Source organism: Microbacterium sp. SLBN-154, from assembly GCF_006715565.1.
In the GTDB taxonomy this organism is placed as follows: domain Bacteria; phylum Actinomycetota; class Actinomycetes; order Actinomycetales; family Microbacteriaceae; genus Microbacterium.
This window is the reverse complement of the sequence record NZ_VFNL01000001.1, coordinates 740,524-764,197: the sequence shown is the minus strand read 5'-3', so window position 1 is coordinate 764,197 and position 23,674 is coordinate 740,524. Positions and strand designations below refer to the sequence as shown.

25 protein-coding genes are annotated in these 23,674 nt (G+C 71.1%); 14 read left to right on the top strand and 11 right to left on the bottom strand.

Features of this window, described 5'->3' with window-relative positions:
- Positions 1 to 7: 7 nt before the first annotated feature.
- The 6 genes from pcaC to FBY40_RS03855 form a co-directional block, all read right to left on the bottom strand.
- On the bottom strand, positions 8 to 409 hold the full coding sequence (gene pcaC, locus FBY40_RS03880; protein WP_200829916.1) for a 4-carboxymuconolactone decarboxylase: 402 nt from the start codon (positions 407 to 409) through the stop codon (positions 8 to 10).
- Entirely contained in the window at positions 396 to 1,181 is a 786-nt protein-coding gene (locus tag FBY40_RS03875; protein ID WP_141936550.1) for an alpha/beta fold hydrolase, read from the bottom strand. The genes pcaC and FBY40_RS03875 overlap by 14 nt, the downstream gene beginning before the upstream one ends.
- On the bottom strand, positions 1,178 to 2,587 hold the full coding sequence (locus FBY40_RS03870) for a lyase family protein (RefSeq protein ID WP_235014542.1): 1,410 nt from the start codon (positions 2,585 to 2,587) through the stop codon (positions 1,178 to 1,180). Before FBY40_RS03870 ends, FBY40_RS03875 begins: the two co-directional genes overlap by 4 nt.
- Positions 2,562 to 3,143 (bottom strand): protocatechuate 3,4-dioxygenase subunit alpha, encoded by a 582-nt coding sequence (gene pcaG / locus FBY40_RS03865; protein ID WP_141936549.1) that lies wholly within the window; start codon positions 3,141 to 3,143, stop codon positions 2,562 to 2,564. The genes FBY40_RS03870 and pcaG overlap by 26 nt, the downstream gene beginning before the upstream one ends.
- Positions 3,143 to 3,970, bottom strand: coding sequence for a protocatechuate 3,4-dioxygenase subunit beta (gene pcaH, locus FBY40_RS03860; RefSeq protein ID WP_141936547.1), 828 nt, complete (start codon positions 3,968 to 3,970; stop codon positions 3,143 to 3,145). Before pcaH ends, pcaG begins: the two co-directional genes overlap by 1 nt.
- 88 nt (positions 3,971 to 4,058) lie before the next feature.
- A complete protein-coding gene (locus FBY40_RS03855) occupies positions 4,059 to 4,844 on the bottom strand; it encodes an IclR family transcriptional regulator (protein WP_141936545.1) in 786 nt (261 codons plus the stop codon).
- A gap of 116 nt (positions 4,845 to 4,960) precedes the next feature.
- Here FBY40_RS03855 and FBY40_RS03850 point away from each other — a divergent pair, with 116 nt between their 5' ends.
- The 12 genes from FBY40_RS03850 to FBY40_RS03795 all read left to right on the top strand — a co-directional run bounded on the left by FBY40_RS03850 (position 4,961) and on the right by FBY40_RS03795 (position 17,245).
- Complete coding sequence (locus FBY40_RS03850) at positions 4,961 to 5,416, top strand: hypothetical protein (RefSeq protein ID WP_141936543.1); 456 nt, start codon at positions 4,961 to 4,963, stop codon at positions 5,414 to 5,416.
- Positions 5,417 to 5,460: 44 nt separating this feature from the next.
- Positions 5,461 to 6,219: an IclR family transcriptional regulator gene (locus FBY40_RS03845; protein WP_141936541.1), complete on the top strand. Its 759-nt coding sequence runs from the start codon at positions 5,461 to 5,463 to the stop codon at positions 6,217 to 6,219.
- Positions 6,220 to 6,333: 114 nt separating this feature from the next.
- Complete coding sequence (locus FBY40_RS03840) at positions 6,334 to 7,518, top strand: 4-hydroxybenzoate 3-monooxygenase (RefSeq protein ID WP_141936539.1); 1,185 nt, start codon at positions 6,334 to 6,336, stop codon at positions 7,516 to 7,518.
- 409 nt (positions 7,519 to 7,927) lie between these two features.
- On the top strand, positions 7,928 to 9,148 hold the full coding sequence (locus tag FBY40_RS03835; RefSeq protein ID WP_141936537.1) for an MFS transporter: 1,221 nt from the start codon (positions 7,928 to 7,930) through the stop codon (positions 9,146 to 9,148).
- A 52-nt stretch (positions 9,149 to 9,200) separates the two neighbouring features.
- Positions 9,201 to 9,662, top strand: coding sequence for a MarR family winged helix-turn-helix transcriptional regulator (locus FBY40_RS03830; protein WP_141936535.1), 462 nt, complete (start codon positions 9,201 to 9,203; stop codon positions 9,660 to 9,662).
- Positions 9,663 to 9,762: 100 nt separating this feature from the next.
- Positions 9,763 to 11,166: an NAD(P)/FAD-dependent oxidoreductase gene (locus FBY40_RS03825; protein WP_141936533.1), complete on the top strand. Its 1,404-nt coding sequence runs from the start codon at positions 9,763 to 9,765 to the stop codon at positions 11,164 to 11,166.
- A 76-nt stretch (positions 11,167 to 11,242) separates the two neighbouring features.
- Complete coding sequence (locus FBY40_RS03820) at positions 11,243 to 12,157, top strand: SDR family oxidoreductase (protein ID WP_141936531.1); 915 nt, start codon at positions 11,243 to 11,245, stop codon at positions 12,155 to 12,157.
- Positions 12,158 to 12,187: 30 nt separating this feature from the next.
- Entirely contained in the window at positions 12,188 to 13,072 is an 885-nt protein-coding gene (locus tag FBY40_RS03815) for an amidohydrolase family protein (RefSeq protein ID WP_141936529.1), read from the top strand.
- A 1-nt stretch (position 13,073) separates the two neighbouring features.
- Positions 13,074 to 14,267, top strand: coding sequence for an acyl-CoA dehydrogenase family protein (locus FBY40_RS03810; RefSeq protein WP_141936527.1), 1,194 nt, complete (start codon positions 13,074 to 13,076; stop codon positions 14,265 to 14,267).
- Between the two features lie 24 nt (positions 14,268 to 14,291).
- A complete protein-coding gene (locus FBY40_RS03805) occupies positions 14,292 to 14,744 on the top strand; it encodes a MaoC family dehydratase (protein ID WP_141936525.1) in 453 nt (150 codons plus the stop codon).
- 48 nt (positions 14,745 to 14,792) lie between these two features.
- Entirely contained in the window at positions 14,793 to 16,328 is a 1,536-nt protein-coding gene (locus FBY40_RS03800; RefSeq protein WP_141936523.1) for an acyl-CoA synthetase, read from the top strand.
- A 260-nt stretch (positions 16,329 to 16,588) separates the two neighbouring features.
- The gene (locus tag FBY40_RS03795) at positions 16,589 to 17,245 is read left to right on the top strand and encodes a dihydrofolate reductase family protein (RefSeq protein ID WP_141936521.1); all 657 of its coding nucleotides are present in this window, start codon (positions 16,589 to 16,591) and stop codon (positions 17,243 to 17,245) included.
- Between the two features lie 9 nt (positions 17,246 to 17,254).
- On the opposite strand, the gene FBY40_RS03790 is transcribed toward FBY40_RS03795, so the two are convergent.
- The 5 genes from FBY40_RS03790 to FBY40_RS03770 form a co-directional block, all read right to left on the bottom strand.
- On the bottom strand, positions 17,255 to 18,094 hold the full coding sequence (locus tag FBY40_RS03790; RefSeq protein ID WP_141936519.1) for a PaaX family transcriptional regulator: 840 nt from the start codon (positions 18,092 to 18,094) through the stop codon (positions 17,255 to 17,257).
- Positions 18,091 to 18,897, bottom strand: a complete 807-nt coding sequence (locus FBY40_RS03785; protein WP_141936517.1) for an ABC transporter ATP-binding protein — start codon at positions 18,895 to 18,897, stop codon at positions 18,091 to 18,093. The genes FBY40_RS03790 and FBY40_RS03785 overlap by 4 nt, the downstream gene beginning before the upstream one ends.
- The gene (locus FBY40_RS03780; protein ID WP_141936515.1) at positions 18,890 to 19,714 is read right to left on the bottom strand and encodes an ABC transporter permease; all 825 of its coding nucleotides are present in this window, start codon (positions 19,712 to 19,714) and stop codon (positions 18,890 to 18,892) included. Before FBY40_RS03780 ends, FBY40_RS03785 begins: the two co-directional genes overlap by 8 nt.
- The gene (locus FBY40_RS03775; RefSeq protein ID WP_235014539.1) at positions 19,711 to 20,583 is read right to left on the bottom strand and encodes an ABC transporter permease; all 873 of its coding nucleotides are present in this window, start codon (positions 20,581 to 20,583) and stop codon (positions 19,711 to 19,713) included. Before FBY40_RS03775 ends, FBY40_RS03780 begins: the two co-directional genes overlap by 4 nt.
- A gap of 68 nt (positions 20,584 to 20,651) precedes the next feature.
- Entirely contained in the window at positions 20,652 to 21,650 is a 999-nt protein-coding gene (locus FBY40_RS03770; RefSeq protein ID WP_141936513.1) for an ABC transporter substrate-binding protein, read from the bottom strand.
- A gap of 318 nt (positions 21,651 to 21,968) precedes the next feature.
- Between FBY40_RS03770 and FBY40_RS03765 the strand changes: the two genes are divergently transcribed.
- Complete coding sequence (locus FBY40_RS03765; RefSeq protein WP_141940001.1) at positions 21,969 to 22,775, top strand: methylenetetrahydrofolate reductase; 807 nt, start codon at positions 21,969 to 21,971, stop codon at positions 22,773 to 22,775.
- 10 nt (positions 22,776 to 22,785) lie between these two features.
- Positions 22,786 to 23,670 carry a formyltetrahydrofolate deformylase gene (purU, locus tag FBY40_RS03760; protein ID WP_141936511.1) on the top strand — a complete coding sequence of 295 codons (885 nt, stop codon included), beginning with the start codon at positions 22,786 to 22,788 and terminating at the stop codon, positions 23,668 to 23,670.
- Positions 23,671 to 23,674: the final 4 nt, after the last annotated feature.

The window sequence follows — 23,674 nt, the reverse complement described above, 5'->3', positions numbered from 1 at the left end:
GCTCACATCATGGTGCGTCGGCGTAGACCTCTGCAGCGATGCGGAACGCGGTGTTGGCCGCGGGCACACCGCAGTACACCGCCGCCTGCAGGATGACCTCGCGCACCTCGTCGACGGTGAGCCCGTTGCGAAGTGCCGCCCGCAGGTGCATCGCCAGCTCTTCGTGGTGGCCGAGCGCGATGAGCGCGGTGAGCACCGCCACCGAGCGGGCGCGTCGATCAAGGCCCGGGCGCGACCAGACGTCGCCCCAGGCGACCCGGGTGATGAAGTCCTGGAAGTCCGCCGTCAGCGGGGTCGTCCCCGCGATCGCGCGGTCGACGTGGGCGTCCGAGAGCACCTCGCGGCGCACCGTCATGCCCTGGTCGTAGCGCTCCTGGTCGGTCAGTCCTTCGCCGTCAGGCCGGGTCATCCGGTGTCCTCTCGATTTCGTCGATGAAGTCGGCGACCACGGCCGCGGTGGCGGCGGGGTCGTCGACGGGCGGCAGGTGCGCGGCGCGCGGGATGCCGGCGGCGCGGCCGTGAGCGACGCCGTCGGCGATCTCGCGGGCGAGGCTCTCGGGGGTGACCTGGTCGTATCCGCCCCAGACCGCCAGCACGGGCACGGCGATCTCGCCGAGCCGGGCACGCATATCGTGCGCGGCGAGCGCCTCGCAGCAGCGGGCGTAACTCTCGGCGTCGGCATCGCGCAGGGAGTGCAGGAGCCGCCCGGTCAGGTCGGGGTTCGCCGCGATCGTGTCGGGGGCGAACCACCGCCCGGCCGAGGCGATGATGAGCGACGACGTCGACTGCTGCCGCACCTGCGCGGCGCGCTCGTGCCACCCCTCGGCTGTGCCGATCTTCGCACCAGACGCGATGATCGTCGCGGAGCGGACGAGGGAGGGATGCCGCAGGGCCAGCTCCAACCCGACGGCGCCCCCGAGCGAGACTCCGGCGTAGTGGAAGGGTTCGTCGATCTCGGCGGCGAGGGCGTCGGCGAGGCCGGCGACGGTGAACGCCTCGGTCGCCGCGGGAGAGGCACCGTGGCCGGGGAGGTCGAAGGCGCGCACCCGGAACCGGGCCCGAAGGGCCGGAACGACCTGCTCCCACAGGATCGTCGAGGTGCCGAGGGAGTTGCCGAGGACGACGAGGGGGGCGCCCGCCGGGCCGCCGGCGTCGGTGAGGGTCAGCGCGGGTTGCGTCATCGGGGGTCTCTCCCGGGGTCGGAGGCATCGCGGGATCCGGCGACCGAGCGGTCGACGAAGGTGCCGGCGAGGCCGGTGTAGGCGGCGGGATCGAGCAGGTTCGCGACCTCCGTCCCGTCGAGCTCGGGGAGGGCGCGCAGGAGCGCCGCGAGGTCGTCGCCGCGTGCGGCGGCGGCGACGATCTCGCGCACGCGTGCCGCGCCGATCGGGGGGGTGAGGGCGATGGAGAGCCGCTCGGAGACGAGGAGGCCGCCGGTCGCGGCGAGGTTGTGCGCGACGGCGGCGGTGTCGATCCGCAGGCCGCCCGCCAGCCGCGCGGCGGTGGCGGCGGCGCCGAGGGCGAGGCGGAGGAGGTCGCGCAGCGTCGGCCACTCGGCGTGCCACGCGCCATCGGGCCGCTCGTCGGCGGCGAGCGCGGCGGCCAGGTGCAGCGTCGCCCCCAGCTGCGGAGCGCGAAGCGCCGCGGACCGGATGAGGACGGATGCTGCCGGGTTCTGCTTCTGCGGCATCGCCGAGGATCCGCCGGCTGCACCCTCGGCGACCTCGCCGATCTCGGTGCGGCTGAGGGTGGCGACGTCGGTGGCGATCTTTCCGACCGCATCGATCGCCTGCACGAGCGCGTCGCCGAGCTCGGTGATCGGCCAGCGCTCGGTGTGCCACGGGGTTGCCGGGGCCGCGAGGCCGAGCTCTGCGGCGTAGGCGTCGATGAGCGCGGCGGCGTCCTCGGGCGATCCCAGGTGCTCGGCGAACGCCGCGGCCGTGCCGGCTGCCCCGCCCAGCTGCGCGGGGAGCGCCGCGCGTGCGGCGTCCAGCCGCGCCCGCGCGCGGTCGACCCCGCGGAGCCAGCCGGCGGCGCGGGCGCCGACGGTCGTGGGAACGGCGTGCTGGGTGAGCGTGCGGGCGGCGGCGACCTCGTCGCGGTGCACGCGCGCGAGGTGCGCGAGGGAGACGGAGGTGGCGGCGAGGGAGTCGGCGACCTCGGCGGCCGCATCGCGGGCGACGAGGACGAGGGCGGTGTCGAGGATGTCCTGGCTCGTCGCCCCGCGGTGGATCCACGTCGCCGCCTCCGGCGACACCCGGGCCTTCAGTGCGCCCACGAGCGGGATGACGGGATTCCCCCCGGCCACCGCCGCGGTGACGAGTTCGCCGAGCGCGACGCCGTGCCCGCGGCATCCGCTCTGCCCGTCCTGCCAGCCGAAGGTCGAGGCGACCTCGGTGACGGCGCCGCCGGGTGCGGCGCCCACGCGGCCGTAGGCGCGGGTGAGGGCGACCTCGGCCGTCACGAGGGCGTCGAGCACGGCGGCATCCGAGACCCCGGCGTCATGACCGACGGTGACCGGGCTCAGCAGGCCGACGTCGATCGCGCCGTCGTCGGACGTGTCAGGCGGGGGCGTCGGGGAAGGCAAGGAACACGGTCTCCTTCTCCCCCTGCAGCCGGATGTCGTGGCGCAGATGTCCGTCGGGGGTGCGCGTTGCGATGAGCGTAGCGCGCTCGTCGGCGTCGAGTGAGGCCAGCAGCGGGTCGGCGGCGAGGAGCGCCTCGTCGTCGGGCAGGTAGATGCGGGTGTGCAGCTTGTTCGGCAGGCCCCGGGCGTAGACGATCACCGCGAAGAACGGGGCCTTGCCCGCCTCGGCCCCGGGGTTTCGGGTCCAGAACTCGTAGTGGCCGTCGTCGGTCGTGCCGGAGCGGCCGTACCCGGTGAAGGTGTGGCCGTCGCGGCGGAGCGCGCCGCGGGCGCGCGAGACGGTGCCGTCGCTGTCGGCCGACCAGACCTCGACGAGCGCGTCGGGAATCGGCGCGCCCGCGCCGTCGGTGACCGTGCCCGACAGTACGATCGCCCCCGGCGAATGGGGGAACGCGACCTGGTGCATGGCGTCGTAGGTCACGCCGTAGTGGAAGAAGGGGCCGACTGTCTGGCCGGCGGACGGGGTGTGGGTCTTCGGACCGGTGGGGCGGGGCATCAGTGCTCTTCCTCGGGCTCGAACCAGGTGGCGTCGGGGCCGTCCACGACGATGTCGAACCGGTAGCCCATCGAGAACTCGGGAACCGTGAGGTCGTGGTCGTAGATGCTGATCAGCGCATCGCGGTCGCGCTGGCGGCGGATGGTGTTGTAGATCGGGTCGAGGGCGAACAGCGGGTCGCCCGGGAAGTACATCTGCGTGACGATGCGCTGCGTGAACGCGCTGCCGAACACCGAGAAGTGGATGTGCGCGGGACGCCAGGCGTTGGTGTGGTTCTTCCACGGGTAGGGCCCGGGCTTGATGGTGGTGAAGAGGTATTCGCCCTGGTCGTTGGTGACCGTGCGGCCGGCGCCGGTGAAGTTCGGGTCGAGCGGGGCGGGGTGCTGGTCGCGCTGGTGGATGTAGCGCCCGGCGGCGTTGGCCTGCCAGATCTCGATCAGCTGATTGGCGATCGGACGACCCCATGAGTCCAGCAGGCGACCGCGGACGGTGATGCGCTCGCCCATCGGCTCACCGGAGTGCTGCAGCGTGAGGTCGGACTCGATCGCGGCCACGTCACGCTGCCCGAAGGCCGGGGAGAGCAGCTCGATCGTCTCGGGGTCGACGAGCTTGGGGTTCTTCGTCGGATGACGCAGGATGCTCGAGCGGTAGGGCGGGAAGTCCCACATCGTGGCGGGAAGCACCTCGCCGGCGGCCTCGCGCCGGTCGTATTCGGCGTGGAGATCGCGGATCTCCTGGGTGATCTCGGCCTGGCTCACCTGCACCGGCGTCGCGAGCAGCGACTCGGGGGCGGCGGGTGGCGTGGGCGCCTGGTCCGCGAGTGTCATCGGCGGTCTCCTTCGACGGGTCCGGGTGCGTCCAGGGTGACACCGAGCGGCCACGGGAGCGGTCGGGACTCCCGGTGAGTGGGAGGACTCAGCGCAGGTCGTCGGCCAGTTCGCGCGCCGTCTGGATCACCAGCGGACCCAGGCGCCGCTCATCAGCGCGCTCGAGGTGCACCACGAGTCCGATCGCCGCGGGCGGCAGCCCGTCGAGACGGGGCAGGGGAGCCGCGACCGACACATTTCCGAGCGTCATCTCCTCGCGCGTCGTGGCGAAACCCCGCGCGCGAGCGCGGGAGAGGTCGGCGCGCAGGGCGGTCTCATCCGTGAGCGAGTGGACGGTCTCGCGCTCGAGTGGAGCGGTGAAGTAGCGCGCCAGCCATGCGTCATCCCTCGTCATCAGCAGCGCCTTGCCGACACCGGTGGTGTGCAGGGGCCCTCGGCCGCCCATGCGGCTGAGGGTCGGGATCGAATGGCGCCCGGTGACCCGGCCGACGAAGAGCGCCGCCGAGCCCTCGGGGCTGGGGCCGTCGAGCACGGCGAGGTGCACGTTCTCGCCGGTGGCCTCGTAGAGGCGCAGCATGTGCGGAAGCGCGGTCTCACGGAGCCTCAGGGCGAGGGGCGAGAGTTCGCCGAGCTCCCACAGCCGGGGCCCGATCGCGTAGCGACGGTCGGGAAGCCGCACGAGGAGGCCCTGATCGACGAGGCGGGCGAGCAGCCGGTGCAGGGTCGAGGACGACAGGGTCGCGCGGGCGCCGAGCTCTGCGGCCGTGAGCGCCGGCTCATCCTCCGTGAACGCACCGAGAACGCGCAGCGCGCGATCGAGCAGACCCTCCCCCGAGGGGGCTCGGTCGTCCCGCTGTTCGGCATCTTCGCGCACCCATCCGACACTACGGTCCCCGCAACCACTCCTGCACAGGCGCCCCGGCGAGGCGAGCTGTCCCCAGATGCGCCGGCGGGCCTCGAGGGCACCGCGCGCTCGGCCAGCGTGGGGGCATGACGACGATGGATCCCCGCCTCGACCACGACCGCGTGCTCCGCCACGACAGCGATCTGGAGGAGGTGCTCGAACTGCTGCTCGACCGGGCGCTGAACCCCCGGCAGATGTGGCTGCTGTTCCTGGATGCCGATGGGCGTCTGACGGGTCCGATCATGCCCTGCGACGACTACCCGCTCGACCCGTTCCGGCTCGACGAGATCGACGACCTCGGCCTCCTGCCGTGCGCCGAGATCCTGGCGGTCTGGATCGGTGGTCTGATCGCGGCGATCGACGCGGCCCAGGCGGTGATCGTGTGGGAGCGACGCGGGCCGCGCGAGTTCACTGACGATGAACGCGCGTGGGCGGGGGCGATGGCGGTCGAGTGCGGCGCGGAAGGCGTGGGCCTCCGGGCGCAGTTCGTCCTCCACGACGACGGCATCCGGCAGCTCACCGCCGACGACCACCTGGTGTGAGGATGTCCGCCGTGGAGGGTGTGCGCCCGTGAGATGGTGTCACCATGGCCAACTCGCCCTCCGGCGACTCGGGTCTGGACCGCCTGGTGCGGGTGCTCGAGACCTTCGACGCCGATCGCACACTGCAGACGGCGTCCGAGATCGGGCGCCGCGCGGGCCTTCCGCCCTCGACCGCGCACCGCCTCGTCGGCGACCTGGTCGCCGCCGGGCTGCTCGAGCGCGACGAGGACCATCGGGTGCGCCTGGGCCTGCGGCTGTGGGAACTCGCCGAACGCGGGTCGCTCGCCCTGCGCCTGCGCCAAGCCGCCCTCCCGTACATGGAGAGGGTGCAGGCCCGGGTGCGCGAGCACACCCAGCTCGCCGTGCTGGAGCAGGGCGAGGCGCTGTTCCTCGAGCGCCTCAGCCACCCGCAGGCGGGAGCGAACATCACCCGCGTCGCGGGGCGGCTCCCGCTGCACGCCTCCTCATCGGGACTGGTGCTCCTCGCCTTCGCCGATCAGGCGGTGCAGGAGCACGTGCTGTCGAGCCGTCTGACCGCCCTCGCTCCCGAGACGGTGACGCGTGCCGCGGAGCTCCGGCGCCTTCTCGCCCGGATCCGCCGCGAGCGCTTCGTCGTCGCCGCCGGCACGGTCGAGGCGGTGTCGACGGGCGTGGCGGTGCCGATCCGCGAGGGCCGGACAGGACCGGTCGTCGCGGCGCTCTCGGTCGTCCTCCCCCGCGACGCGCCGACCGCCGGGGCGCTCGACGAGCTGCGCTCGGCGGCGGCGGGAGTCGAGCGCGCGTTGCGATCCAGTTCTCATTGAACGGGAGATGCCGGATGCCGCGCGGGCGCCGCCCGGCACACTGGTCGCACGGGCGCCAAAACGCCGCGCACCGACATCCGTCGCCGTGCACCGACATCCGTCGAAGGAGACGTCATGACCCGCATCCGCACCCGCGTCGCGATCGTGGGCGCCGGGCCCGCCGGCCTGCTGCTGTCGCACCTGCTCGCCAAGGCCGGCATCGAGTCGGTCGTCATCGACCAGCGCACCCGCGAGGAGATCGAGACGACGATCCGGGCAGGGATCCTCGAGCAGGGGACCGTCGACATCCTCGAGTCCAGCGGCGCGTCCTCGCGGGTGCGCACGGTCGGCAACCGCCACGACGGAATCGAGCTGCGCTTCGAGGGCGAGGGGCACCGCATCGACTTCCCGTCGTCGACCGGCCGCGCGGTCTGGCTGTACCCGCAGCACGAGGTGCTGAGAGACCTCGTCGCGGTGCGCCTCGCCGAGGGGCAGGACCTGCGCCTCGGCGTCACGGCCGAGCGGGTCGAAGACGCCGAGACGGATCATCCGCGGGTCATCGCCGTCGACGCCGACGGTCAGCCGCTCGAGATCGAAGCCGACTTCGTGGTGGGCTCCGACGGCTCCCGCAGCGTGGTGCGCCCCGCCGTCACGGGGTCGGCGACCGGCGGCTACTTCCGCGAGTACCCGTTCGCGTGGTTCGGGATCCTCTGCGAGGCGCCGCCGAGCTCGGAGGAGCTGATCTACTCCAACTCCCCTGACGGCTTCGCCCTGATCAGCCAGCGGAACGCCACCGTGCAGCGGATGTACTTCCAGTGCGACCCCGAGGTCGATCCCGCCTCCTACAGCGAGGAGCAACTCTGGCACGAGCTGCAGGTGCGCGTGCCCGGGACGACCCTGAACCAGGGTCCGATCTTCCAGCGCGACGTGCTGCGGTTCCGCAGCTTCGTCGCCCACGAGCTGCTGCGCGGCCGGGTGGCCCTCATCGGCGACGCCGCCCACACCGTGCCGCCCACCGGCGCGAAGGGCATGAACCTCGCGATCGCCGACGTGATCGTTCTCGAACGGGCGCTGCGCGCCCTGCTGCTCGAGAACGACACCCGGCTCATCGAAGCGTTCCCCGAGACCGCGCTCGCCCGCATCTGGAAGGCTCAGCACTTCTCGTGGTGGATGACGAGCATGCTCCATGTCGCACCCGACGCCACCGACTTCGACCGGCGGCGGCAGATCGGCGAACTGCGCTCGGTCGTGGAGTCGGAGGCGGGGAAGTCCTACCTGGCAGAGGCCTACACCGGCTGGCCGCTTCCGCAGGCGGGCTGAGCCGTCGCCGCGCCCGCGGCATCCGGCGGTTGTGGCCGCATCCCGCCCAGGCTCGCGGGGGAGGGCATGCACCCTCGCGGGGAGGGAGTGCACCCTCGTGCGGGACAAAGTGCACCCTCGCGGGGCGGGAGTGCACCCTCGCGGCTTCCTGGCCACCCCGTTCCCCGTCCCCTCCGCGCGCGGACGATCGGCCGAGACGCGTACGTTCGGTTACGGGATGTACGCGTCTGGACCGACTGTCCTCCTCTCAGGACGGACGGAGCGCCGGGGGGCGTGCACCCTCGCGGGGCGGGAGTGCACCCTCGTGCGGGAGAAAGTGCACCCTCGCGGGGAGGGAGTGCACCCTCGCGGTCCCGGTGAGTGAGCGGCGGGGTCGACCGGACGCGAGGCTCGGCTAGGTTCGGTGCTCATGACCTCACCGGCGCGGGCGACGGCGCGCAGGACATCGCGCACGACGGCGCGCACCGTCATCCTGGTCCTCGCGGTGTGCCTGGTGGCGGCCAACATGCGCCCCACGATCACCGCACTCGGCCCGGTGCTCGACCAGATCGGCGCCGACACCGGCCTCTCGCTCGCCGTGCTGGGTGTTCTCGCCGCCGTCCCACTCGCGGCGTGGGCGCTGTTCTCGCCCCTCGCGCACGAGGTCGCGCGGCGCTTCGGCCTCGGCGGCGCCATCCTCGGGTCACTCGTGCTGCTGCTCGCCGGCGCCGTCGTCCGCTCGCTCCCGGGTCCCGTCGCTCTGCTGTGGATCGGCACGGCCCTCATCGGCATGGCGCTCGCCGCGGTGAACGTCCTCATGCCCGCGGTGGTCAAACGCGACTTCCCCGCCCGCGTTCCGCTGATGATGGCGGTCTACACCGCCCTTCTCGGCGGTTTCGGCGCCCTCGCCTCGGGTGTCGTCGTGCCGCTCTCGCACCTGTCGACCGCCGGCGGCGAGCTCGGCTGGCGGTGGGCGCTGGTCCTCGTCGGCGGGGTGCTCATCCCGCCGGCGATCGCAGGCTGGGCGGCGGCATCACGGCGGAAGAGCGCGGATGCCACGGCACGGCCGCCGCGGCGGAGCACCGGGATCTGGCGCGACCGCGTCGCCTGGCTCGTCGCGGCCTACATGGGACTGCAGTCGGCGATGTTCTACATGAGCGTCACCTGGTTCGCCGCGATCTCGGTCTCGACGGGGCGCAGCGAAGTCGCCGCGGGCGTCGACGTGATGCTCTACCAGCTCTTCTCCACCGCGGGCGCCCTGGTACTGCCGCTGCTGCTGCGCGGCCGGGTCGAGCGCTGGGCCCCGGCCGCCGTGCCGGTGCTCGCGGTGGTCGGCACCATCGGGCTCATGGCCGCACCCGACCTCATCACCGGCTGGGTGGTACTCATCGGGCTGTCGTCGGGGGCGTCGCTCGGCATGTCGCTGACGCTCATGGCGGTGCGCGCCCGCGACCACGTCGCCTCGTCGGCGCTGTCGGGAATGGCGCAGTCGGTCGGCTACCTCGTCGCCGCGACCGGACCGATCGTGTTCGGCGCGCTGTACTCCGCGACGGGGTCGTGGCTGTGGCCGCTCGGTCTGCTGCTGCTCGTCCTCGTCGGCCAGAGCGCGGTGGGGGTGTTCGCGGGACGCCCGAGATTCGTGCTGAGGTGAACCCGGCGCATATCGTTGGGAAACTCAACGATTCGGCGCTACGATCGGCGGCATGCCGACGAAGGACGACGCCACCGCGACCACCGGGCTCGCGGCATCCGTCCTCGGCGACGACCTCAGCTTCCTCCTCGCCCGGGCCAACGCCCTGTCGCTGAGCGCCGGCAACGCCGCCCTCGCCGCCCACGATCTGAAGGCCCGCTCGTACGCCGTGCTCGTCGCGGCATGTGCCACCCCACCGCCGTCGCAGCGCGAGCTGGCCGACTTCCTGCGCCTGGATCCCAGCCAGGTGGTGGCCCTCATCGACCAGCTGGAGCAGCGGGGCCTGGTCGAGCGCCGCGCCGACCCCAACGACCGGCGCGCGAACGCCGTCGTCGCCACCGCCGCCGGCCTGGAGCTCGCCCGCGACGCGCAGCAGACCGCCCGCCGCGCGGAGGAGACCGTCCACGGCGACCTCGACGCCGATGAGCGCCGCACCCTCATGACCCTTCTCCGCCGCCTCGCGTTCGCCTCCTGACCGGACACGCTCCCCCGACTCGACCCGCGGCACTGGCGAATCCCGCCGACGATGTGCACAGTGGTGCTGAGCGGCCTTCGCCACGCTCGAGGAGGACCCGATGCACACCACCGTCTTCGAACGCCGCCCACCCGCGGCCTCGGTGATCGATCATGCGCTGGCCGCGACCCGCCACAGCGTGTTCTGGCTCGACGACATCACCCCGCCCTCGTATCCGCGACTGGTCGGCACGCACCTCGCCGACCTCGTCGTGGTCGGCGCCGGCTACGCGGGGCTGTGGACGGCGCTCCGCGCCAAGGAACGCGATCCGGCACGGCGGGTGATCGTCGTCGAGGCCCGCACCGTCGGCTGGGCGGCCTCCGGCCGCAACGGCGGCTTCTGCGAGGCGAGCCTCACCCACGGCCACGACAACGGCGCCACCCGCTGGCCCGACGAGATCGACCGCCTCGACGAACTGGGTCGCGAGAACCTCGATGCCATCGGCGAGACCGTCGCCCGCTACGGCATGGACGCCGAGTTCGAGCGCACCGGCACCCTCTCGGTCGCCGTCGAACCCCACCAGATCGAGTGGCTCGCCGAGGAGAAGGGGTTCCTGGATGCCGCGGCCACCCGCGCCCTCGTCGACTCCCCCACCTATCTCGCCGGCGCCTGGGAGCGCGAGGAGACCGCGCTCATCCACCCCGCGAAGCTCGCCGCCGAGCTCGCGCGGGTGGCGGCCGAGGCGGGGGTGGAGATCTTCGAGCACTCCCGCGTGGTCGACATCGACTCCGAGGCGGGAAGCCGGCCGATCGTCCGCACCTCCGACGGCGCCGTCCGAGCCGCCAAGGTGGCGCTCGCCACGAACGTCTTCCCGTCACTGCTCACCCGCACGCGGCTCTACACCGTGCCGGTCTACGACTACGTCCTCATGACCGAGCCGCTCACCGCGCAGCAGAAGGCCGCCATCGGGTGGGAGGGGCGCCAGGGCATCGCCGACCTGGCCAACCAGTTCCACTACTACCGGCTCACACGCGATGATCGCATCCTCTTCGGCGGATACGACGCGATCTACCACTACGGCCGCAAGGTGCGGCCCGCCTACGAGGAGCGCGCCTCGAGCTACCGCACCCTGGCGTCGCACTTCTTCACCACCTTCCCCCAGCTCGAGGGGCTCCGCTTCTCCCACCGCTGGTCGGGCCCCATCGACACGTGCTCGCGGTTCTGCGCCTTCTACGGGGTCGCCCGTGGCGGCACCGTCGCCTACGCGGCCGGCTTCACGGGACTCGGGGTCGGCGCCACGCGGTTCGCCGCCGACGTCATGCTCGACCTGCTGGCCGGCACGCCCACCGAGCGCACCGAGCTGAAGATGGTCAAGGACAAGCCGATCCCCTTTCCCCCCGAGCCGGTGGCTGCCCTCGGCGTCACCCTCACGAAGTGGTCCCTCGATCGCGCCGACCACAACCAGGGTCGGCGGAACGTGCTCCTGCGCACGCTCGACGCGGTCGGGATGGGGTTCGACTCCTGAGGGCAGTCCCTGCGCGTGAATAGTTGACAACTTCAATCATCGTCCGATTCAATGGGTGGTGACCGAAGGAGCTGTCATGTCACTCGAAGGCAAAGTCGCCATCGTCACCGGTTCGGGCCGCGGCCTGGGCCTGGCCTATGCCCAGGAACTCGCGCGGCAGGGCGCCTCGGTCGTCATCAACGACGTCGACGACGCGACCGCCGATGCGGCGGTGAAGACCATCACCGACGCCGGGGGCTCCGCCGTCGCCGTGGTGGCCCGGGTCGGCCCGACCGAGACCGCCGAGCAGCTCGTCCAGACGGCCGTCGACACCTTCGGGCGCCTCGACATCCTCGTCACCAACGCCGGTGTGCTGCGCGACACCGTGCTGTGGAAGATGAGCGACGACGACTTCGACACCGTCATCGATGTGCACCTCCGCGGCACCTTCACCTGCGTCCGCGCCGCGGCGACCTACATGCGTGCGAACGAGATCGCGGGGCGGATCATCTGCATCGGCTCCCCCACCGGTCAGCGCGGCAACTTCGGCCAGACCAACTACGCCGCCGCCAAGGCCGGCATCGTCGGGATGGTGCGCACCTGGGCGCTGGAGCTGAAGAAGGCCGGCATCACCACGAACGCGGTCATCCCGGTCGCGGCGACCGCGATGACGGCGACCGTGCCGTACTTCGCCGCCGCCGTCGAAGCCGAGGAGAAGGGCGAGGCGATGCCCGCGTTCTTCCGCCACGACCTCGGGTTCGGCACCTCCGACGATGTCGCCGGACTCATCGCCTTCCTCGCCTCCGACGCCGCCGCGGGCGTCTCCGGCCAGGCGATCGGCATCGGCGGCGACCGCCTGCAGCTCTGGTCGCACCCCGAGGCTGTCGCGACCGCCTACCGCGAGGGCGGCTGGACCTATGACGCGCTGGTCGAAGGCTTCGGCGACGCCGTCGGCGACCTGCAGACGGTCGGCGAGAAATTCCCGCCGCTTCCCGAGGATCTGCAGCGGTGACCCGCACGACGCGATGACTCCGACGCAGCCATGACCCGGTACGAGCCCGCGATCGACGTCGACGCGATCACCGCCGTCGACGTCCACGTGCACATCGAGGTCGACGGGCACGGACACCACTCCCTTCCCGACGACCTCGTCGCCGCGGCATCCCGGTACTTCTCCGCCGACGGCCCCCGCCCCGACCTCGACTCCGTCGCGGACTACTACCGCGAACGCGCGATGGCCGCCGTCGTCTTCACCGTCGACGCCGAGCACACGCTCGGCCATCCGCCCATCTCCAGTGCCGAGGTCGCCGCGGGCGCCGCCCGCCACAACGACGTCCTCATCCCCTTCGGCTCGGTCGATCCGCACCGCTCCGACGCCGCCGACCGCATGCGCACCCTCATCGAGGACGCGGGCGTGCGCGGCTTCAAGTTCCACCCCACCGTGCAGGGGTTCGACCCGTCGGACGAGCGCTGGTATCCGCTCTACGCGATCCTGCAGGATGCCGGTGTCGTCGCCCTCTTCCACACCGGCCAGACCGGCATCGGTGCGGGCCTTCCCGGCGGGCGCGGCATGCGCCTCGGCCTGTCCAACCCGATGCTCCTCGACCCCGTCGCCGCCGACTTCCCCGAGCTGCAGATCATCATGGCCCACCCCTCCGTGCCCTGGCAGGACGAGGCGCTGTCGGTGGCGACCCACAAGCACAACACCTGGATCGACCTGTCGGGGTGGAGCCCGAAGTACTTCCCCGAGTCGCTGGTGCGCGCAGCGAACTCCTATTTGAAGAAGCGTGTGCTGTTCGGGTCGGACTTCCCCCTCCTCACCCCCGATCGCTGGCAGCGCGACGCGGCCGAGACGGCGCTCAAGCCCGAGGTGATGCCCGGCATCCTGAAGGACAACGCCGTGCGACTGCTCGGCCTCGGACGCTGACATGCCCGCGCTCGAAGCGGACGAGGTGTTCGGGTTCGACCCGTACGCGATCGCCGCGCGGCACCTGAGCCCGGCCGCGCGAGAAGCGCTCGCGCGCCTGCAGTCGACGCTCGAGCGCGAGGTGCGTCCGCTCCTCGCCGACGCCTGGGAACGGGCGGTGATGCCCGAGGCGATCCTCGAGGCACTGATCCCGCTCGACCTCATGCAGCCGTCGGGGATGGATGCCGCCGAGACACGCTCGACGATGTTCTCCGGCTTCCGCAACTACGTCCTCGCCCGCACCGACGTGTCGGTCGCGACCCTGTACAACGCCCAGTCGGGGCTCTTCCGCTCGGCCGTCGCGCTCGGGGGCTCCCCCGAGCAGGTGGCCGAGATCGATCCGCGCGTGCGGAGCTTCGACGTCACCGGCGTCTTCGCCCTGACCGAACCCGACCACGGCTCCGACATCGCCGGGGGCCTGTCGACCACCGCGCGCCGGGACGGCGACGCCTGGGTGATCGACGGCGCGAAGACCTGGATCGGCGGGGCCGCGGCATCCGACCTCCTGGTGGTCTTCGCCCGCGATGTCGCCGACGCCGCCGTGAAAGCCTTCCTCGTGCCGACCGATGCGCCCGGCGTCAGCATGGCCGCGATCACCGGCAAGGTCTCGCTCCGGCCGATGCAGAACGCCCTCATCTCGCTCGAGGGTGTGCGGGTGTGTGAGCCCGATCGGCTGCAGCGGGTCGAGGGCTGGCGCGACGTCGCCCGGATCCTGCGGGCCATGAGGTCGGATGTCGCCTGGATCGCTGCCGGTCTCCAGGCCGGCGTCCTCGACGCCGCCGTCCGCTACACGCGGGAGCGGCGCCAGTTCGATCGGCCGCTCGGCGGATTCCAGCTCGTGCAGGACAAGCTCGCCCGCATGCTCGGCAACGCCGTCGCCTCCCTCTCCCTCGTCGTGGAGCTGTCGCTCCACCAGGACGCCTCGGGCGTCTTCGCCGACGAGAACTCGGCGCTGGCGAAGATGCAGACCGCGCGCCTGGCACGGGAGACCGCCGCCCTCGGCCGCGAGGTGCTCGGCGGCAACGGCATCCTGCTCGCACACGACGTCGCGCGGTTCTTCGCCGATGCCGAGGCCGTGTACTCCTACGAGGGCACGCACGAGATCAACGCCCTCATCGTCGGGCGCGCACTCACCGGCACCTCGGCCTTCACCTGATCCATCCACCGAAGGAGACATCCCATGACCACCACCGTCAGCTACGACGACGTCGCGGGCCTGGCCGGCACCGACCTCGGCTACACCGACTGGCTCGAGGTCACCCAGGACCGGGTGAATCTCTTCGCCGACGCCACCGACGACCACCAGTGGATCCACGTCGACCCCGCCCGCGCCGCGGAGGGCCCGTTCGGCGCGCCGATCGCGCACGGCTTCCTCTCGCTGTCGCTGACGGTGAAGTTCTGGTCGGAGTTGTTCGACGTCACCGGCGTCAGCACCCGCGTCAACTACGGCCTCGACAAGGTGCGCTTCGTCTCGCCGGTGAAGGTCGGCGCGCGCGTGCGCATGACCGCCGTCATCGCCGAGGTCACCGAGGTGCGGGGCGGCTACCAGTTCGCCGTCGACCAGACGATCGAGATCGACGGCGCCGAGAAGCCCGCCGTCGTCGCGCGGGGCCTGTACCGCTTCTACGCCTGAGCGCCGTCCGGCGGCGAGTCCCGGCATCCGACTTCGAAGGAGAAGTGCATGCACAACCACGGCATCGGGGCGTGGGCGGCGACGCGTCGCCGGAAGAGCCCCGACAAGGTGGCGATCGTCGCCGGTGACGTGCAGGTGACCTACCGGCAGTTCGCCGATCAGGTCGACCGCATCTCGTCGGTGCTCCGCCATCACGGGCTCGGTCGCGGCGACGCGGTGGCCTACATCGGCGAGAACTGCCCCGAGTTCCTCGAGGTGATGTTCGCCGCGGCGCAGCTGGGTGCCGTGTTCGTGCCGGTCAACACCCGGCTCGCCCCGCCCGAGGTCGCCCATGTGCTGACCGATTCGGGAGCGCGTGTGGTGATCGTCGACCCGGCGCTCCGCGAGCGCGCCCAGCCGGGGATCGAGCAGGCCCGCATCGTCGACGTCATCCCGACCGGCGAGGGCGACGCGCGGCATCCCGGATTGGATCTGCTCATCCGGGGCGCATCCGGCGGCCACGCCGACGAGAAGGTGGGCCCCGACGACGTGGCGCCCGATCACCCGGTGGCGATCGTCTACACCTCCGGCACGACGGGGAAGGCCAAGGGCGCGGTGCTCACCCACGGCAACCTCACGTGGGTGGCGCTGAACTGCATCATCGACTACGACGTGGTCTCCACCGACATCGCGCTGATGATCTCGCCGCTGTTCCACGTCGCCTCGCTCGGCATGGGGGCGCTGCCGGTCTTCCTCAAGGGCGGCACGCTCGTGCTCGAGAAGGGCTTCGATCCGGGCCGGGCGCTCGCCCTCATCGCACAGCACCGCGTGACGATGCTGAGCGGTGTGCCCACCACGTATCAGCTGATGGCCGACCATCCCGACTGGGCCGGCACCGACCTGTCGAGCCTGCGGAAGCTCACGTGCGGCGGATCGGCGGTGCCCACCCGCATCCTCAATGCCTACGAGGAGCGGGGGATGTCGTTCTCGCAGGGGTACGGCATGACCGAGACCTCGCCGGGGGCGACCTCGCTCTCGCCCGAGAAGACGCGCGAGAAGCAGGGAAGCGTGGGGCTGCCGCACTTCTTCACCGAGGTGCGGATCGCCGACGAGTCGGGTGCGATGGTGCCCCGCGGCACCGTGGGAGAGATCGAGATCTCAGGACCGAACGTCTTCGCGGGATACCTGAACCTGCCGGATGCCACGGCCGCGGCGTTCACCGCCGACGGCTGGTTCCGCTCAGGCGACCTGGGGTACCTCGACACCGACGGGTACCTCTTCATCGCCGACCGGCTGAAGGACATGATCATCTCGGGCGGTGAGAACATCTACCCCGCCGAGGTCGAGAACCTCATCAGTGACGTCGCCGGCGTGACGGGGGTCGCCGTGATCGGGGTGCCCGACGAGCGCTGGGGCGAGGTGCCGTGGGCGATCGTCACCGTGGCACCCGAAACGGAGGTGTCGCCCGATGACGTCCGCGCCCACCTCGAGGGACGGATCGCGCGGTACAAGATCCCGAAGAACGTCGTCGTGGTCGACGAGCTCCCCCGCACCGCGTCGGGGAAGGTGCGCAAGGCCGAGCTTCGCACGCGCTTCGCCGGGTGAGGCGGGGCGCGGCGCCGCGCATCTACCCGTCACGACCGCCCGTCGAGGTGATCGAAGTGGCACAAATGGTCGGGTTCAGCGCCGCACGGCGACCATCTCCGCCACCTCGATCACCCCCACCGCATCGAAGTGGCACAAATTGTCGGGCCCAGCGACAAAACGCGACCACCTCCGCCACCTCGATCTCATGCAGCCCCGACCACGGCCGCACGCCCGGCGCTCCCCTTGAGACGGCGCCCCGGCCGTGTCAGGGTCGGCGCATGAGTCTCGTTCGCATGGACCTCAACATCTCCCTCGACGGCATCGCCGCCACGGCCGACCAGACCCCCGACAACCCGTTCGGCGAAGACTGGGGCCGGCTCGTCGAGGCCTACACCCAGACCCGCACCTTCCGCGAGCAGGTGCTCCACGACACCAGCGGCGCGGGCACGTCCGGACTCGATGACGCCTACGCCCGCGGCTACTTCGACGGCATCGGCGCCGAGATCATGGGCGCCGGCAAGTTCGGCCTACACGCCCACCCGGACGACCCGGACTGGCGCGGCTGGTGGGGCGAGGACCCGCCCTTCCACACCCCCGTGTTCGTCCTCACCCACACTCCTCGCCCACCCCTGCAGATGCAGGGCGGCACCACGTTCACCTTCATCGAAGCTTCGCCGACCGAGGCTCTGGCCCTGGCCCGCGAGGCGGCGGGCGACCGGGACGTCCGCATCGGCGGCGGACCGACGATGGCCCGCGAGTACCTCCGCGCCGGGCTCGTGGACGTGCTGCACGTCGGCATCGCCCCGATCATCCTCGACAAGGGCATTCGCCTCTGGGACGAGCTGCGCGGCCTCGACCGCGATTACGAGGTGGCGTCGGAGGTGTCCTCCAGCGGCGTGGTCCACGTCACGTTCACGCGCACCAGCGAGACCTGACGGCCGCCGTCACCCGACGAGCGCCGCGAACTCCCGCACCGCGGGGAAGGCCAGCTCGCGGTGGCGGCGCGTGAACAGCTCCAGTGAGCGATCCGCCGGCCAGTCGTCATCCATGTACTGCGCCGGCAGCGCCGGGTCGGCGCGCAGAAGAGCGAGCCAGTCGGCCACGAGCAGGATGCGGGTGGCCAGCGCTCCGGGAGCATCCGGGTCGACATCGTCATCCCACTGCGACAGGAACTCGTGGTGCGCACGCCGGATCGATGCGATGTCCCACGCGGTGCGCACCGCCTCGCCCATCGGGAAGCCCTCGAGCTGGCTCGCGGCGAACGCCGTCACCGAGCCGGGCTTGAGATCGGGGATGATGGCGGCGAGCGCCGCGGCGAGGTCGACCTCGCCCGGGGCGATCCAGAGGCCGTCGCGCAGCGGCGCGAATCCCGACCAGGTGAGGGCCGCGCGAAGCCGATGGCGGAGCGTGCGCTGATGCTCGGGGACGCTGAAGGTCACCAGCGTCCACCCCTCCCCTTCCCGCGCGAACGGGGTGGGGCTGTGCACGCGGTGCGAGGCCTCGCGCAGCACGTCGCTGCCGTGCGCGGTGAGCACGAAGCCGATCTCGCGGCCGAGCCGTCGGCGCTCGACGAGGCCGCTGAAGACCATCCGGTCGAGGTTCGTCCGCACCGCCGGGCCGGCGACCCCCGCTCCCTCCAGCACGCTCAACAGCACGCTCGCCCGCAGCGGCTCGAAGTAGCGGTCGCAGACGTACTCGCCGAAGAACGCCAGCAGCAGCTGGCGCGGCTTGCGCGTGAGGAGGGTGCGGTCGGGCGACGCCGACCGGAGGACGGGGGAGGTCACGCCACTGCGCCCGGCCTCACGGCCTCACCGCGCTTGGCGCGCTGGATCTGCTCGTACACGTGCGTCCGGAGCTCGGTGAACCGGGGCATCGCTCGCGTCGTGATCTGGTCACGCGCCGGGGGCAGGTCGATCGCCAGATCCTCCTGCACCCAGGTGGGCGACTTCGAGAGCACCACGACGCGCTCGCCGAGGTACACCGACTCGTCGATGTCGTGCGTGACGAAGAGGATCGACATTCCGCGCTCGCGGTGGAGCGTGCGCACGAGGTCCTCGAGGTCGGCGCGGGTCTGGGCGTCGACGGCCGCGAAGGGCTCGTCCATGATCAGCACCTCGGGCTGATAGGCCACCGCCCGCGCGATGGCGACGCGCTGCTGCATCCCGCCCGACAGCTGCCAGGGATAGCTCTTGTCGGCGTGATCGAGGCCCACGGCCTTCAGCGCATCGTCGACGAGGCGATCGCGGTCGGTCCGCGACATCCGCTTGTGCTTCAACGGCAGCTCGACGTTGCCGCGCACCGTCAGCCACGGGTACAGCGACCGGCCGTACTCCTGGAAGACCAGCGCCATGCTCTCGGGCGGCGCGGTCACCGCCTGGCCGTCGAGCTCGACCGAACCGGCCGTGGGGCGCAGGAGTCCGGCGATGCACTTCAGCAGGGTCGTCTTGCCGCAGCCCGACGGACCGACGATGCAGACCAGCTCTCCGGCCTTCATCCGGAAACTGATGTCGCCGATCGCCTCGACGTTGCCGGTCGCCGACTCGTAGACCTTCTTGAGGTTCTGAACCTCGAGCAGTGCGTCAGGCACGCTCCACCTCCTTGATTCCGTGGTACCAGCGCAGCACCCGCCGCTCGACGAACCCGAAGATCGTGGCGAGCAGCACCCCGATGAGTCCGAGCAGCACGATGCCGCTCCACATCTCGGCGATGAGGTAATTGCGCTGGAAGAAGACGATGCGATAACCGAGCCCCGACGACGAGTAGAACATCTCGGAGATGACCATGAGGATCAGCGCGATCGACAGCGCCTGCCGCACCCCGGTCATGATGCGCGGGCTCGCGGCGGGCAGGACGAGATAGCGGATGCGTTCGCCCGGCGTCAGCGCGAAGGAGCGGGCGGTCTCGGTCATCACGCTGTCTGTCGCTCGCACCCCGTCGATGGTGTTCAGCAGCACCGGCCAGAGCGACCCGGCGACGATCACGACGATCTTCATCGAGTCGGTGGGGCCGAGGAGCACCGCGATGATCGGGATGAGCACGGGCGGCGGGATGGCTCGGAAGAACTCCAGGATCGGCTCGAGCAGCTCGCTCAGCCACCGGGTGAGCCCGATGACCAGTCCGGCGACGATGCCGATGAGGATCGACAGCGCTGCTCCGACCACCAGGCGGCCGAGGCTCGGGAGCACATCGGTGAAGAACGCCGGACCCACCCAGGTCTCCACGAACGCCTCGGCGATGACGACGGGGCTCGGGAAGAAGGGGGTCGTCGAGAAGGACGACCAGATCCCCCACACGATGAGGAGCAGGAGGGGGAACCCGAGGGCGTACCCGATGCCCGACCCGACGCTCGCCCACCGTCGCGAGCGGGGCCCCGGCGTCACCACGGTGCTGGTGTAGAGGGTCACAGCACTTCCTCCCCACGCACCGACTGATGCCACGCGAGCGACCGCCGCTCGATGAGGCGGAAGACGAGGTTGACCACGAGGCCGAGGAGCCCGGTGACGATGACCAGGGCGTAGACGCGGACGTAGTCGCCGGCCGACTGGGCCAGCACGATGGCGCTGCCGAGGCCCGGGTTGCCGATCGTCATCTCGGCGGTGACGGCGAGGATCAGCGCCACCGTCGCGCCGAGACGGAGCCCGGTCATGAGGTATGGCAGCGCGGTGGGCAGGACGAGGTAGCGGATGCGCTGCGCGCGCGGCAGTCCGAAGCTCTTGGCGGTGTCGCGGGCGACGGCGTCGACGTCGGCGACGCCGTAGAGCACCTGGACGAAGATCTGCCAGAAGCTGGCGAAGACGATGATGACGAGCGCCGCCTGCAGCTGGATGCCGAACATCAGGATCGCCAGCGGGATGAGCGCCACCGACGGGATCGGCCGGAGGAACTCCACCGTCGTGTGGGTCGCCTTGCGAAGGAACGGCACGAGCCCGATGACGGTGCCGAGGATGACCGCGAGCACCGTCGCGATCGCGAGGCCGATGCCCCACGCCGTCATGGTGCGCCCCACGTTCCGCCAGAACTCGAGGTCGCGGACGTCGGTGGCCAGGCGCGCGAGCACCTCGGTGGGCGGCGGGAAGAACCGGGCGTCGAGGATCCCCAGCGTCGGGATCAGCTGCCACGTGATGAGGAACCCGGCGATGCCGAGCGCCCCGAGTGCGACCTTGCGGAACGCGCGGGCGCGGCGCGCCGATCGCAGGCGGCTCGACGGCCCCTCGCGGGTCGGGCGCGGCGCCTCGGTGGACTTCGGTGATGACATCACCACGGAATCAGACACGGGGGGAATCCTCTCGGCGGCGGAAGCGGGCGGCACGCGGCGAACGCGGCCGCCCGCTCCGCGCGGGACTACTGCTGCTGGATGAGCCGCGAGAAGTCCGGCTCGGCGTCGATGTAGTCGTACTCGACCGCGAGGGCGGCGAGGTCTTCGATCCCGGCGCTGCCGAGGTCGGGCGTGAAGTCGGGCAGCACGATCGCGGCGGCCGCCTCTTCGGGGATCTCGAGGTTGGAGGCGATGGCAGCTCGGACGGCGTCCTCGTTCTGCGAGGCGAACTCCAGCGCATCGGCCATGGCCGCGGCGTAGTCGGCCACGAGCTCGGGGTCTTCGTCGATCTTCGCCTGGGTGGTGAAGTTCGTCAGCACCGTCAGCCCCGGGATCGTCGCCTGGTAGGGCGAGACGACGTCGACGCCGCCGGCACCGACGATGATGCCCCGGAACGGGTCGGGGACCCACGCGGCGTCGATGTTGCCGGCCTCGAGCTGGGCCTGCGCATCGGGGAAGGCGACCTCGACGAATTCGATCGTCGAGGAATCGCCGCCGGCGTCGTCGACCGCCTTGCGGATCGTGAGGTCGCCCGCCGCGCCGAGGCTGTTGACCGAGACGCGCTTGCCGGCGAGGTCTGCGGGGCCTGCGATGCCGGAGTCGCCCAGGGCGACGACGGAGTTGACATCCTCGCCGTCGGCGAGGGACGAGGCGTAGTTGCTGAAGATGACGACGCCGAGGTCCTGGAGGTCGGCGCGGATCGGGCCGAAGGGCTGACCGATCGCGAAGTCGATGTCGCCGCTCAGCAGGGCCGGGATCGCCTGAGCGCCGCCCTGAGCGGGCACGACTTCGACATTCAGCCCGTACTCCTCGAAGATCCCCTCGTCGATCGCGGCCCACAGGGCCCCGGACTCCGCGATCGGGAGCGCAGCGACGCGGACGTCGCGGACCTCCTCGGTCGTCCCGCCGCCGGCATCGGCGCTGTCGCTGGGTTCGGCGGTGGGGCCGGCTGCGGAGTCGGTGCAACCGGCGAGGGCGAGTGCGGCTGCGGCCATCAGGCCGAGCGCGGCGAGCCTCTTCTTCATTGACGGGCCTCTCGTTGGTGTCGGAGTTGAGCCGGTCCTCGAGGCGTGACGTCGGTGCTGGGTCGGGTCGTCACATCCTCGTGGCCTGACGAGTTCATGCTCCGGCAGGTGACATCCGCTTGTCAAGACTTTCGTGACGAGCGTCACTGAATTGTTGAATCTGCCTTATTGGATGCCTCTTGCCATTACCTATGTTGATAGTTATCGTGGGTCGAGAGCATCGACGCTCATCGCAGAGGAAAGGACCTCGACGTGGCACGCACCACCTCCGAACATTCCGCCGCCGCTCGCGCGCTGGTTCAGGACTACTCGCTGGAGATGACGGGGAAGGACATCCCGGGCCTGCAGGAGGCGCAGGACTCGATCCCCGCCGGCACCAAGGTGAACGTCACGTTCCTGGGCAATGAGGACCTCGAGATGCGGGTGGCCGCGTCGAAGGCGGTGAAGGAGGCCGGATTCATCCCCGTCCCGCACATCTCGGCGCGGCGCCTGACGTCCGCAGAGCAGCTCCAGGAGTTCCTCGCCCGCCTCCAGGAGGTCGGCGCCAGCGAGCACGTGTTCTCCGTCGGCGGCGACCCGGCCGAGCCCGAGGGCCCCTACGAGGACTCGCTCTCGGTGATCCGTTCCGGCATCCTGCAGCAGTACGGAGTGAAGGAGGTCAGCATCGCGGGGTACCCCGAGGGTCACCCCGACATCGCCGACGACATCCTGTGGCGCCACCTCGAGGACAAGATCGCCGCTCTCACCGAGCAGGGCCTCGACGCGGTCATCCTCACGCAGTTCGCCTTCGACACCGACCCCGTCATGGCCTGGATCCAGGAGGTCCGCCGGCGCGGGATCACCGCCGAGATCCGGATCGGCACGCCCGGTCCCGCGGGCATCAAGCGCCTGCTGGGCTTCGCCCGCCGCTTCGGGATCGGCGCGAACGCGATGATCGTCAAGAAGTACGGGTTCTCGTTGACCAACCTCATGGGCACCGCGGGTCCCGACCGCTTCGTCACCGACCTCGCCGACCTGCTGGCTCAGAACGGCACCCTCGGGAATGTCAGACTGCACTTCTACACATTCGGCGGCCTGCGCGCGACCTCGGAGTGGGTGCGCGATTTCCGCGCCCCGCAATCCTGAGGAGTTACGCATGACGCTGCACACCGATGCCCGGCGCGACCACGCCTGCCTGATCGTCCACGGCCCCGACCAGCCCGGGATCGTCGCGGCCGTGTCGTCGCTGATCGCCCGCAATCAGGGGAACATCGTCACGCTCGACCAGTACTCCGACAATCCCGAGGGCGGGGAGTTCTTCCAGCGCGTGGTCTTCCACCGCCCCGACCTCACCGCGACCATGCCCGCCATCGAGGCCGACCTCGAGAAGACGCTCGGACCGCTGGGCATGACCTGGGTGCTCACCGACCAGTCGGTGCCCAAGCGCATGGCGATCCTCGCCTCGACGAGCGACCACTGCCTGCTGGAGCTGCTGTGGCGCCACCGCCGCGGCGAGCTTCCCGTGACCATCCCGATGGTCATCTCCAACCACACCAACACCGCTGAGGACGTCCGCTCGTTCGGCATCCCCTTCGTGCACGTGCACTCGCAGGGGCCCGACAAGTCCGCCGCCGAGGCGGAGATCCTCAAGCTCCTGGACGGCAACGTCGACTTCGTCGTCCTGGCGCGGTACATGCAGATCCTCTCCGAGGACTTCCTCGCGAAGATCGGCGTGCCGGTCATCAACATCCACCACTCCTTCCTGCCCGCCTTCATCGGCGCGGCTCCCTACAAGAAGGCCAAGGAGCGGGGCGTGAAGCTCATCGGGGCGACGAGCCACTACGTCACCGCCGACCTCGACGAGGGTCCGATCATCGAGCAGGACGTCGCGCGTGTCGACCACCGGATGACGGCGGCCGACCTCCAGGCTCGTGGCGCGTACGTCGAGCGCGCCGTGCTCTCTCGTGCCGTGCAGTGGCACGCCGAAGACCGCGTCATCCGTCGCGGCAATCACACGATCGTCTTCAGCGACCGCCCCTGACGAT